Origin of the sequence: Granulicella sp. S156, assembly GCF_009766105.1 — a bacterium.
Classification (GTDB): domain Bacteria; phylum Acidobacteriota; class Terriglobia; order Terriglobales; family Acidobacteriaceae; genus Granulicella.
This window is the reverse complement of the sequence record NZ_LMUH01000005.1, coordinates 52507-64074: the sequence shown is the minus strand read 5'-3', so window position 1 is coordinate 64074 and position 11568 is coordinate 52507. Positions and strand designations below refer to the sequence as shown.

General features: G+C 58.7%; 10 protein-coding genes. 5 read left to right on the top strand and 5 right to left on the bottom strand.

The window, feature by feature from the left end:
• Positions 1–193 precede the first annotated feature (193 nt).
• From thrS to GSQ91_RS02525, 3 genes are all read left to right on the top strand, one after another.
• Positions 194–2230: a threonine--tRNA ligase gene (gene thrS, locus GSQ91_RS02535; protein ID WP_158819691.1), complete on the top strand. Its 2037-nt coding sequence runs from the start codon at positions 194–196 to the stop codon at positions 2228–2230.
• Positions 2231–2242: 12 nt separating this feature from the next.
• Positions 2243–2596, top strand: a complete 354-nt coding sequence (locus GSQ91_RS02530) for a hypothetical protein (protein WP_158819690.1) — start codon at positions 2243–2245, stop codon at positions 2594–2596.
• Between the two features lie 205 nt (positions 2597–2801).
• Complete coding sequence (locus GSQ91_RS02525; protein ID WP_158819689.1) at positions 2802–3710, top strand: NADP-dependent oxidoreductase; 909 nt, start codon at positions 2802–2804, stop codon at positions 3708–3710.
• Positions 3711–3973: 263 nt separating this feature from the next.
• Here GSQ91_RS02525 and GSQ91_RS02520 read toward each other — a convergent pair whose 3' ends face one another.
• From GSQ91_RS02520 to rpmH, 5 genes are all read right to left on the bottom strand, one after another.
• Complete coding sequence (locus tag GSQ91_RS02520; protein ID WP_158819688.1) at positions 3974–4564, bottom strand: R3H domain-containing nucleic acid-binding protein; 591 nt, start codon at positions 4562–4564, stop codon at positions 3974–3976.
• 210 nt (positions 4565–4774) lie between these two features.
• Positions 4775–6586 (bottom strand): membrane protein insertase YidC, encoded by a 1812-nt coding sequence (gene yidC / locus GSQ91_RS02515; RefSeq protein ID WP_158819687.1) that lies wholly within the window; start codon positions 6584–6586, stop codon positions 4775–4777.
• 125 nt (positions 6587–6711) lie between these two features.
• Entirely contained in the window at positions 6712–6963 is a 252-nt protein-coding gene (gene yidD / locus GSQ91_RS02510; protein ID WP_158819686.1) for a membrane protein insertion efficiency factor YidD, read from the bottom strand.
• On the bottom strand, positions 6960–7361 hold the full coding sequence (gene rnpA / locus GSQ91_RS02505; protein WP_158819685.1) for a ribonuclease P protein component: 402 nt from the start codon (positions 7359–7361) through the stop codon (positions 6960–6962). Before rnpA ends, yidD begins: the two co-directional genes overlap by 4 nt.
• Before the next feature lie 85 nt (positions 7362–7446).
• Positions 7447–7602: a 50S ribosomal protein L34 gene (gene rpmH / locus GSQ91_RS02500; protein ID WP_014268047.1), complete on the bottom strand. Its 156-nt coding sequence runs from the start codon at positions 7600–7602 to the stop codon at positions 7447–7449.
• Positions 7603–8148: 546 nt separating this feature from the next.
• Here rpmH and dnaA point away from each other — a divergent pair.
• Both dnaA and dnaN read left to right on the top strand, forming a co-directional pair.
• Positions 8149–9573, top strand: coding sequence for a chromosomal replication initiator protein DnaA (gene dnaA, locus GSQ91_RS02495; RefSeq protein ID WP_158819684.1), 1425 nt, complete (start codon positions 8149–8151; stop codon positions 9571–9573).
• Positions 9574–10375: 802 nt separating this feature from the next.
• Positions 10376–11545 carry a DNA polymerase III subunit beta gene (gene dnaN / locus GSQ91_RS02490; protein WP_158819683.1) on the top strand — a complete coding sequence of 390 codons (1170 nt, stop codon included), beginning with the start codon at positions 10376–10378 and terminating at the stop codon, positions 11543–11545.
• Positions 11546–11568 lie beyond the last annotated feature (23 nt).

Below are 11568 nucleotides of genomic sequence, written 5' to 3'. Positions count from 1 at the left end.
GACCCCCGCATTGGTGCCACTACAGACGTAACGCGCGATACAAAGAGTGCTTGTCGTGCGCTTTGCGTCTATGCCGCCACGAATACGGGGGTCCTTCGCCGATGGCTCAGGATGACGACGAAAAACAGACAACGACAACAGCAACTCCCCCCTACTACCGAATGTTGCTCTATCCTTAATAGCTGTGAGTGACATGATTAAGATCCAGCTTCCTGACGGCTCTATACGCGAAGTAGCAAAAGGTACGACGCCGTTCGACATTGCCAATAACATCTCTCCCCGACTCGCCGCTGCCGTTGTGGTGGCGCGCGTTCGTTCTCTGCAGCCCGCCGCTGGTGAACATACCGTGGATGGCACACCTTCTTCTGAGACTCAAAGCGAAGAATCGATGTATAGCGACACCACGCAGGCCGAACGGATCGTCGATCTCAATGCGCCGCTTACGGAAGACGTCGCGCTGGAGCTGTTGAAAGACAGCGATCCCGCTGCCCTGCGTGTGGTGCGGCATTCGGCTGCGCACGTGATGGCCACGGCCATCCTCGAACTGTTTCCCGAAACCAAGCTCGGCCACGGCCCCGCCACCGACAACGGCTTCTTCTACGACGTCTATCGCGAGGTGCCGTTCACCGAGGCTGACCTCGCGAGCATTGAGCAGAAGATGGCGGAGGTTGTCGCGCGCGACGAGAAGTTCGTGCGCGTCGAAGAGCCGCGCGAAAGAGGCCTGACCGACTACGCCGCGCAGGGTGAGTTCATGAAGATCCACTTCATCGAGCGATTCACCAAGCCCGGCGATGAGATCTCGCTCTACAAGAACGGCAACTTCACCGACTTCTGCCGCGGACCGCACGTGCCTTCGACCGGACGCGTAAAGGCCTTCAAGGTAATGTCGATTGCGGGCGCGTACTGGCTCGGCGATGAGAAGAACCAGCAGTTGCAGCGCATCTATGGAACGGCGTTCTTCAACCAGAAGGACCTCGACGCGCACTTCAAGCATCTCGAAGAGATCAAGGCGCGCGACCATCGCGTGCTGGGCAAGCAGCTTGATCTCTTCTCGATCCAGGAGGTCGCGGGCGCAGGTCTGATCTTCTGGCATCCCAAGGGCGGACTGATCCGCAAGACGATGGAAGATTGGATGCGTGACGAGTGCATCCGCCGTGGCTATCACATGGTCTTTACACCGCACATCATGCGGCGCGAACTCTGGAAGATCAGCGGACATGAAGGGTATTACTCCGACAACATGTATCCGCCGATGGAGCTCGACGATGCCGAGTACCGGTTGAAGCCGATGAACTGTCCCGGCCACATTCTGATCTACAAGAACACGCCGAGAAGCTACCGCGACCTGCCGCAGCGCTACGCCGAACTAGGCAATGTGTATCGCTATGAGCGCAGCGGCACGATGCATGGACTGCTGCGCGTGCGCGGCTTTACGCAGGACGACGCCCACATCTTCTGCACGCCAGAGCAGATAGAAGATGAAGTCGTAGCGTGCATCGAGTTCGCGCAGAGCGTACTCACCACCTTCGGATTTACAGACTTCAAAGTCGAGCTCTCAACATGGGACCCGAAGAAGCCGCAGGACTATACGGGCTCCGCAGAGAACTGGGCGCGAGCGATTAACTCATTGAAGTCCGCACTTGGCCGCAAGGGCATTCCGTTCGTTGAGATTCCCGGCGAAGCCGCCTTCTACGGCCCGAAGATCGACGTGAAACTTGTCGATGTGCTGGGACGGTTGTGGCAGTTGTCTACAGTTCAGTTCGACTTCAATCTGCCGGCACGCTTCGAGCTGGAGTATGTCGGCGAAGATGGAGAACGCCACCAGCCGGTGATGGTGCATCGCGCACTGTTCGGTTCGGTGGAGCGCTTCTTCGGCGTGCTCATCGAGCACTACGCGGGCGCATTCCCGATGTGGCTCGCACCTGTGCAGGTAGGTCTGGTGCCGATCTCGAACGAGAAGCATCTGGCTTACGCTGAGAGCGTGAAGACTCGTCTCGAGGCCGCTGGGTTGCGCGTGGAACTCGATGGCGGTAATGGCAAGATGAATGCCAAGATCCGCGACTTCGGTCTGCAGAAGCTGCCATTCATCCTGATCCTCGGCGACAAGGAAGCTGCGAGCGACTCCGTCAGCGTGCGCGTTCGCGCCAAGGGTGACGAGGGCAGCGTAACTGTCGACGCATTCATCGAACGGGCGAAGAAATTGGTGGATGGTCACGCGATGGAGTTGTAGGAAAGAGGTCTCATGCCAGTCTTACCTGATGAAGCAAGGGCCAAGATTTTGCCCCTCTTGGAAAAACTTCGGCTCGAGCTTCAGGAAGCCTCTGGTGGTAACGACGAGATTCTCTTTTCGATGAAGAGGTACATCGCCAAACGCTTAGAGTTTGACGAACGCGGCACTCCCACTCAACGAAGGAAGTTGAAGGATCAGAAGTGGAAGAGCCAGCGAGGCCTCTGCGCCGGATGCAAAGGCGAACTTCCTGAACGTGGAGCAGAATTAGATCGCTTTCGCGCCATCGATGGCTATACGGCTGAGAATACCCAGTTGGTCTGCCATGCCTGTCATCGACGCGCACAAGAAGAACGAGATTTCGTATAGCTTGCAGCTTTCATAACCATGGTCATAGGCTAGGGTCATGAAAGCTGCCAGTGAGTTCAAAGCGAAGTGCCTGCAACTTATGGATGAGGTCAATGAGAACAATCTCACTCTCATCGCGACGAAACGGGGCAACGCCATCTAAATGCGTCACAAGCCCTGAGACGTAGTACCGGTCCTCTGCATCTCATTCCGCAGAGGTGCTGCGATGAAGGCAGTTGTTCTGCATGAGTATGGTGGACCATCCAAGCTAAAGTATGAGGACTTTACCGACCCGCAACCAGGCAAGGGTGAGGTATTGGTACGGGTTGCGGCTGCAGGGCTCAATCCCATCGACTGGAAGCTGCGCTCGGGTGCGATGAAGGAGTACATGCCCTTGCAACTTCCTGTCATCCTTGGCTACGACTTTTCGGGTGTCGTACGCGAGGTGGGCGAGGATGTTACGAAGTTTGCCGTAGGCGACCGCGTTTTTGGGCGCACGGGTGCGGCCTATGCCGAGTTGGCCGTCATCAAAGCCGACGAGTTGGCGAAGGTACCGGAAGGCGTCGAGATGACGACTGCCGGAGCGCTTGCGGTCGTTACCACGACCGGGGATCAACTCATCCGCGAAGCAGCGAAGCTACAGTCGGGCCAGACCGTCCTGCTCACCGGCGCACTGGGCAGTGTGGGGCGTGTGGCCTTGTTCTGCGCGCTCGAGATTGGGGCGAAGGTCATCGCTGGCGTACGCAAGAAGCAGATCGAAGAGGCACTCTCGCTCGGAGCGACTATAGCTATCGACGTCAGCGATGACGATGAACTGGACAAACTTGGCATCGTGGATGCCATCGCCGATACTCTGGGCGGCGCGCTTGCGACAAAGTTGATTGCCAAGGTCAAGCCGGGCGGCGCCTTTGGCAGCACCGTTGGTCCTGTAAGCAACGCAGCGCTACACCCGACGGTCGAGGTCAATGCCTTCAGCTCACATCCGGATGCGAAGACCATCGTGCATTATGCGGAGGTCATTCGCGATGGCAAGCTCGTGCTGCCGATCGATCGTATGCTCCCGCTGGCCGATGCAGCGGACGCTCATGCAGCAGCAGAGAAGGGCGGCCTGGGGAAGATTGTGCTACTGGCGTAGGGCATCTGTAGCACCAATAACTTTGTCATCTCAACCGGAGGCGCGCTTTTGCGCCGTAGTGGAGAGACCCCTGTATTTCGCTTGGAGCAGCAATGCCACTCCAAGCAAAATACAGGGGTCTCTTGACGCAAAGCGCGCCACAAACATTTGCATCACGCTCTGCAGCTAGGGGTCTCTCCGCTTCGCATGACATAGAACCGTCATGCTCCGGTCGAGATGACGCTATTAGTGGAATATCGACAAAGGGGAAAACACTCGTGTCGCTAATACCGCCCGCGGCCACCGCCACCATCACGACGTGGGCCACGAGAAGGACCCCTGCCGCGACCGCGGCCACCATAGCTGGGCCGTTCCTGTGGAATGCGATAGCCCTCGGGGTAAAGCACGACAAAGCGCCGCGGCCCTTCGCCGCTGCTGGCCGTCTGCAGGCCGGAGTCGCGCAGGAACAGATGCAACATGCGTCGCTCGCGAGAGCTCATCGGAGGAAAGTTGTAGGGCTGGTCGGTGTCCTCAACTTGATCAATAGCCCGCTCCGCGGCCTCGCGTAAACTCTGAGCGCGTTCGGCTTTGAAGCCATCGGCGTCGAACGAGACGCGGTCGTGATCTTCAGGTTCCAGTTGCAGAATCTTCGCCGCGATGTGTTCGAGCGAGCGCAGGAGTTCGCCATCGCGTTCGGTCAGCAGATCCGCATCGGGACCCTTGCACTCGACATAGATGTCGCGACGTTCGAACCCGTCAGGGTCGGCTGCGCCCGCACCTGCCGTAATACGAAACTTAAGGCGGAGCCCGCCGGTGGTTGTCAGTAGCCGCATGAGGGAGGCTACCTTTTCGGCGGCCTGCTGTAAGTCTTCCATCTCTTCTTTATCCTTCGGTCCCTTGAAAACTATGCCTTACAGAGCCGTGCGATAGCAAGGCGCGCATCTTGCCAGTCCTTATCGTATCGCGCACGGCCTTTTAAAGGAGAGGCGTAGACACGAAGACCACCGCAAATACAAAAGTGCCCCATCCTGACACGCGCTTTCTGCGCGGCAGGATGGGGCACCAGAGTACTTTCTATTTCGAATCTAGCGGCGACCCTGGATGGTCCTCGCTCCGCCAACCTTGGCGGCGGCAGCTTTACGAGAGCGTTTGGCGGCGATCTCCCGCATCTCGCGTCCCAGCGAGGTACGGTTCATCACCTGCTGCTGCAGGATCATGATGATGTTGCCGATGTTCCAGTACAGCGCCAGACCCGACGCGTACTGCCACGTCATGTAGCCGGAGAACACCGGCATCATGAAGGCCATCATCTTCTGCTGCTGAGGGTCCACACCCGGCGACGGCGTGAAGTACTGCGCCAGGAACGACGTGATGACCATCAGGATCGGAAGGATGTGATACGGATCGGCCGACGAGAGATCCGGCAGCCAGTACCAGTGCGCCTGCCGCAACTCGACCACGCGCGTCATCATGGTGAAGAAGGCAAAGAGCAGCGGCAACTGGATCAACGACGGAATACAACCACCGAACATGCTGACGCCGTTTTCCTTCTGCGTCTTCATGATCTCGGCGTTCATATCGGCCATCTTGGGATCGGTGGCCTTGGGGTTCTTGTACTTCGCCTTGATCGCGTCGATCTGCGGCTGGATGCGCTGCATCTTCAGCATCGACCGCATACCCTGCACGCGTAGCGGTAGCAGCAGCAGGTTGATGAAGATGGTGAAGATAACGATCGCCCATCCCCACGAGTAGTTGTGGACTGCCTCCACGGAGTGCGGAAGTACGGAGTGGACCGCCTGCAGGCCGAGGAAGAGCACCTTGCCGACCGGCCCCCAGAAGCCGAAGTCCAGCAGCGTTTCCAGCGTGCTGCCGTTGGCCGTCTTGATGCTCTTGAGTACCTTGATGGACTTAGGCCCAACGAAGAGCCGCACGCTGTCGTGGCCTGCCAGGCTGCCGATCGCTGCGCCGAGCACCGGAGCCGGCGCTGTGCCCTTGGAGAAGCCCGGCATGCGCGAAACCTTGTTCACGTCGATCTGTTTGTGCAGTGTTACCAGCATCGCGTCCTGCGGATGGTCCGGCATAAAGACTGCAGCGAAGTACTGATCGCTGAGGCCTGCGAAGTCGAACGGCTGCTTGAGAGTCGCGCCACCGGAGATGTTCTTGAAGGCGAGATGTTGATCCTTGCCATCGGTGCTGGTGTCGATCTGCTCGCTGCCGTAGGCCTGCGGGGTCTCCATGTCTCCAAGACCGGAGGGCCAGGAGAGCAGGGCACTGATCGGTGCACCGTCTCGCAGCAGGACCGCATCGGCATGGACGACATAGTCGGCGCCAAACGAGAATGTCTTATGCACGGTGATGTTGCCGGCAGAGTAGTCGAAGCTGAGGCTTGCAGGCGCCTGGAGCGTGCCCGTCGCAGAAGGCACATAGAGCGCCTGTGCGAGGCTCTCCGTCAGGTTCTCGTCGTAGGTATAGAGCGAGAGGGGATAGCCGAACTGCTTCGCCGCTACCTCATGCACAAGATCCAGCGGGTGGCCTGCATTGTCCTTGAAGCCCTTCAGAATCCAGGAAGTAACCTGTGCTCCGCGGTTGGAGAAGGTGATGCGATAGAGCTCGTTCTCGACGATCGTCGAGCTCTCCCCTGCAGCCTGCACTGCAGCGGCAGTGGAAGTAGCGCTGGAGGCAGCATTAGGCGCGCCTGCGGTTGCGGGAGCCGTCGTCGAGGGAGTAGTGCTTTGTTGGCTAAGGACGGAGGCCGTCTGCGAAGGCGGCGGGGTATGCTTGGCGCGCCAGTACTGCAGACCGAAGATGACGCCGAACATGACGAGCAGCATGACCAGGAACGAGCGGTTGTCCTGGCTTCCGCCACCGCCCTGATTGGGATTACGAAACTCTGGCAAAGGGGTTTCCTATTCTTGGCGGCTGCGAGAAAGGCGCAAAATCCGCAGTTCCCATGATAAATGGTGATTGCGCAACACGGAGGGATGATTGCAAAGGTGTTACAGACAACAGCAACGACGGCAGCCTACGGCACAGAATCCAATCCACCTTTGCTGAAGGGATGGCAACGTGCGAGCCTGCGCACGGCTAGCCAGCTTCCGCGCATCCACCCATGTCGCACTACGGCAACATAGGCGTACTCGCTGCAGGTGGGCAGGTATTTGCATTGGCCGACAGAGAAGACATGCAGCATTGGGGAGACGATGCGCTTGTAGAACGCCAGCAGCCCTGCAGCGATGCGCTCGCGACCGGAACCCTGCTGGGCCTCTTCACTCATCGTGCTCTCGTCCCGCTCGCAGCTTTTTCGAGGACACGTTCGGAGGCGGCCTGCACGGAGCGGAAGATCACGGCCACCTCACGCTCCAGGTTTGCGAAGTCCGCCTCAATGACGCTGCGCTTCGGATGCAGGATCACATCGACCGGCGCACTCAGCAGCGGCAGCGCATGGCGTATGGCCTCGCGCAGGCGGCGCTTGATCCGGTTGCGGTCGACGGCTTTGCCCAGCGCCTTGGGGACCGTCAGCCCGATGCGTGGGCCTGGCGTGTCGCTGCGTCGCTCTGCCGGCCGCAGGGCATGGAAGTACGCGATCTGCTTCCCAAACTGCTTGCGCGCTGCCTTGTAAACGAGCTGGTAGTCGGCGTGTTTGCGCAGGCGGTGGGTGGTCCCCGGAGTCATAAAGGTCTCTTGCATCCAAACGCACAAAAGCGCTCAGGGAGTTCTCCCATGAGCGCGCAAATGTGCAACGTGGGTTGGAGAAAAACTAGTCGCGGAAGCCGGCCGAGACAGCGATCTTATGACGTCCCTTGGCACGGCGGCGGTTCAGAACAGCTTGTCCAGCCTTGGTGGCCATGCGGACGAGAAAGCCGTGAACCTTGGAGCGGCGGCGGCGGTTGGGTTGAAAGGTGCGCTTGGGCATCGTCGTTATCCTATTCTGTAAAACTCAAACTTGAATGGCTGCTGCGAGGGGTCGCGCTCGGCGAGCCTGCGTGCTTGGAGAAAGCCACGTGCGGCAGCAAGTTCTAAGTATACCGGAGCTGAGGAAAACGGGCAACGAAATTCGTGGAGGGCCTTCTCTAATACCGGGAACAAGCACCGGTAACGACGAACTCTATGGGGTGTCACGGGGGGTGAGTGTCGATTCTTCACAAGGTTTGGTGCAACTCAACTTTTATTGCAAAATTTGCATCACACCTCTTGTTAGCAACGTCTCGTTTGCGTGCTACTATCAACTCCGTTCCGTGATTCCTTGAAGGGGGTCACGATAAGTTTTACCGGGCCAAATCTTCTGTTTCACTCCTTCGCCGCTTCTGGCGACGAAGACTTCAAAGCAATCATGGGTTGGCCACTCCTCCACAGCATTGCGCTGCGGAGGCTCACAATCCTTTTTGCTTTTTGCAGAGCTTGTAGTGCTTTTTTGTGATGGTTTGCCGAACACGAAACGATTTTAAGGAAGACGATAAAAATGTCATTTGTTCCGGTTGCCGCCGCCGTTTTGAATCAGTGGGTACGCATTCTCGGTGCGCTCGAAAAGAAGATCAACCGGCAAAGCTTTGAAACATGGTTGAAACCGACGCGCTTCTCCCACATCACGGACCGCACCCTGTTTGTGCGCATCCCTTCTGCTGAGTTTGAACATGTTGGCGACCGCTACGCGGATCTCATCAGCGAGGCTGTCGACAACCTCGGTCTGGAACTCGACCAGGTTATCTTTCAGGTTCCCCCACCCGACCCCAACGCTACGCGCCTGCGCGAAGATGGCGGATTCGCACCGCAGCCCAGCCACAGCCTGAATGCCCCGCGCAGCCTGCGCAGCGGTGCCCCCACCGGCAACGGCGTCGGGCCGGAGCAGTCACGTTTCGACTGGAACACCGCCGCGCAGCTCAACCCGCGCTATCAGTTCGACAGCTTCGTCATTGGCAGCGGCAACCAGTTTGCCCACGCCGCCGCACAGGCCGTCGCGGAGCGCCCCTCCAAGGCCTACAACCCGCTGTTTGTGTACGGTGGCGTAGGTATGGGCAAGACGCACCTGATGCAGGCCATCGGGCACCAGGTGAAGCTCCGCCAGCCCCATGCGGCGATCAGTTATGTCTCGGGTGAGAAGTTCACCAACGAGATGATCAACTCCGTCCGTTACGACAAGATGACCGGCTTCCGCGACAAGTTCCGCACCGTGGATGTCCTGCTCATCGATGACATTCAGTTCCTGGCCGGCAAGGAGCGCACACAGGAGGAGTTCTTCCATACCTTCAATGCGCTGCATGAGTCCATGAAGCAGATTGTGATTGCTTCGGACCGCCCTCCGAAAGAGCTGGCGGACTTTGAAGACCGTCTGCGTTCGCGCTTCGAGTGGGGCCTGGTGGTCGATATCCAGCCACCCGATCTGGAGACGAAGGTTGCCATCCTGCAGAAGAAGGCAGAGCTGGAGCAGACGGTACTGCCGATGGATGTGGCTTTGTTCATCGCCGGCAACGTGCGGACCAACGTGCGCGAGCTGGAAGGCGCGCTGGTGCGTTTGATTGCGTGGTGCTCGCTGCATGGCGTGGAGATCACACTGCCCACCGCACAGCAGTGCTTGAAGCAGTTCATCGATACGCAGGTGCGGAAGATCACGATTGAGGCGATTCAACGTGCCGTTGCTGAAAACTTCGGCATGCGCGTCGCCGAGCTGAAGCAGAAGAACAACTCGCGGCAGATCGTGGTGCCGCGGCAGATTGCCATGTACCTGGCCAAGCAGATGACCGAAGCCTCGCTCCCGGAGATCGGTCGCCAGTTCGGCGGCAAGCACCATACGACGGTCATGCACTCCATCGCCAAGATCGACGAGCAGCGCAGGAACGATAAGGACCTGAACCGCACGGTGAATAAGCTGATGGAGACGCTGGGATAGGCAGGAAACAGCAAACAGTGAGAGAGGAGGCCACCCGATGGGTGGCCTCTTTTTCGTGCCTGGGAACGGAAATAATCCGGTTGCCCATCTTCGACGCGCGTTTTTTGCGCGGCGAAGATGGGGCACCCAACAACTCCGTACCACCTCTTCCACACTTCAACATTCGCATCCCAGCTTTCCACTTTTGCGCGTCAGGCGCGCTGGCCTGTGATTAAAGCGGACATCGCTTTCGCCTGTGTTTATGCGGTTCCGCACCATCTACACACATAGCGAACGCGAGTCTGTCGGGGTGCCTCAACAGGGCATGTGCAGAAAAGGGAAAACCGTGGACGTAACTTGGGACCGGTACCCAGTCGTCCGCAACGTTCGCTTTTGGGGGTCTGGTTTTGGAAAGCTTGTACGCGTCTCAAGTGGTGATGCTGAAACACTTCGCCCTGATATCCACTCTTCCACGCACAACGACTGCTACTACGAGTAATTTGTTCTCTTTCATCTTGTTTTGTAGAAGCGTTCGCGGCGGGCATCTGGCAGTCGAGGTGGTCTGAACGAGAACCCGGTCCCTGGCTCTCTGCCCGCTCCCCCTTCGGGTCCGCTCAAAGCTCGAGGGAAGGGCCGCAAACAGACGCTTTCGGGCCATGTCCCGTAGCCCACAGAACGTCCCCGGATATTCACACGGAAAACCGCTCGCACGAAAGGCCCTATTCGCCCTAGAATCAAGTCAACCCACGCACGCCGCGCGAAGGTGCAGCGAAAGCGGAGTACAACTGGGTCAGCGCGCCATTAGCAAAGGGAGATCCCTACCGTGTCCACCGCCACCATCACACCCGACGTTGCAGCGCCTACCGGCAATCTGGAGATCACCGTCTCGCGCGCAGAACTGCTGCGCGAGCTCACCGCGGCGCAGTCTGTCGTCGAGCGCAAGACGACGATTCCGATCCTTTCGAACTTTCTCTTCGAAGCCGCGGACGACAAACTCACGATCACAGCGACCGACCTCGACCAGTCGCTGAAGACGAGCTGTGCGGCGAAGGTGAAGAAGCCGGGCGCCTGCACCATCCCGGCGCGCAAGCTGTTCGATTACATCAAGCTGCTGCCCGAGGGCGACATCTCGATCAAGCTGATGGACAACCACTGGGTGCAGATCCGCGCGGGCCGTTCCAACACGAAGATGGTCGGCATGGCGCGTGCGAACTTTCCGCAGGTACCGGAGTTCCCCGAGGCTGGCGTGTTCAAGATCAACGCCGCTAATTTGAAGAACATGATCGCGAAGACGATCTTTGCGATCTCCAACGAAGAGTCGCGCTACACGCTGAACGGCGCGCTGCTGGTGTTGAAGGCCGAGTCGATGGCGATGGTCGCGACCGATGGCCACCGCCTGGCGCACATCGAGAAGCTTGGCGAGGCCCTTGAAGGCATCTCCGGCGAGAAGAAGACCCTGATCCCCCGCAAGGCACTCGCTGAGCTCTCAGGGCTTCTGGGCGCGTCGGAGACAGACTTTGTAGAGTTCGCCGATGACGACCAGTCGCTCTTCTTCCGCATCGGGGGCCGCGTGCTCACGAGCCGTAAGCTCACCGGCCAGTTCCCCAACTACGAGGCAGTGCTGCCGCGCGACAACACCAAGTTTGTCATCGTGCGCTCGGAAGATCTGATGTCGTCGATTCAGCGCGTCGCCCAGTTTGCTGACGAGCGTTCGGGTGCGATCAAGATTCGTCTGGAACAGAACGAGCTGAAGCTCTCAGCGCAGTCGACAGATGCTGGCGAGTCGGAGGACATCATCGAGACCCCGTACAACTATGACCCTCTGGTGGTCGGCTTTAACAGCTCCTACCTGGTGGACTTCCTGCGCGCAACCGGTGTAACCGGTGAGGTGCGCTTGGAGTTCAAGGATGCGCAGTCAGCCGGCCAGATGAGGCCGGAAGATGGCAACGAGGATGTGAAGTACCGCTACATCCTGATGCCAATGCGTATCTGAGCCCTGGCGTGCAGCAAGAAAAA

Excerpts from the sequence above, each read along its gene's own strand:
- GSQ91_RS02530 (WP_158819690.1), top strand. The coding sequence starts at position 2,243 with ATGCCAGTCTTACCTGATGAAGCAAGGGCCAAGATTTTGCCCCTCTTG.
- rpmH (WP_014268047.1), bottom strand. The coding sequence starts at position 7,602 with ATGCCCAAGCGCACCTTTCAACCCAACCGCCGCCGCCGCTCCAAGGTT.
- rnpA (WP_158819685.1), bottom strand. The coding sequence starts at position 7,361 with ATGACTCCGGGGACCACCCACCGCCTGCGCAAACACGCCGACTACCAG.
- yidD (WP_158819686.1), bottom strand. The coding sequence starts at position 6,963 with ATGAGTGAAGAGGCCCAGCAGGGTTCCGGTCGCGAGCGCATCGCTGCA.
- dnaA (WP_158819684.1), top strand. The coding sequence starts at position 8,149 with ATGTCATTTGTTCCGGTTGCCGCCGCCGTTTTGAATCAGTGGGTACGC.
- thrS (WP_158819691.1), top strand. The coding sequence starts at position 194 with ATGATTAAGATCCAGCTTCCTGACGGCTCTATACGCGAAGTAGCAAAA.
- GSQ91_RS02525 (WP_158819689.1), top strand. The coding sequence starts at position 2,802 with ATGAAGGCAGTTGTTCTGCATGAGTATGGTGGACCATCCAAGCTAAAG.
- GSQ91_RS02520 (WP_158819688.1), bottom strand. The coding sequence starts at position 4,564 with ATGGAAGACTTACAGCAGGCCGCCGAAAAGGTAGCCTCCCTCATGCGG.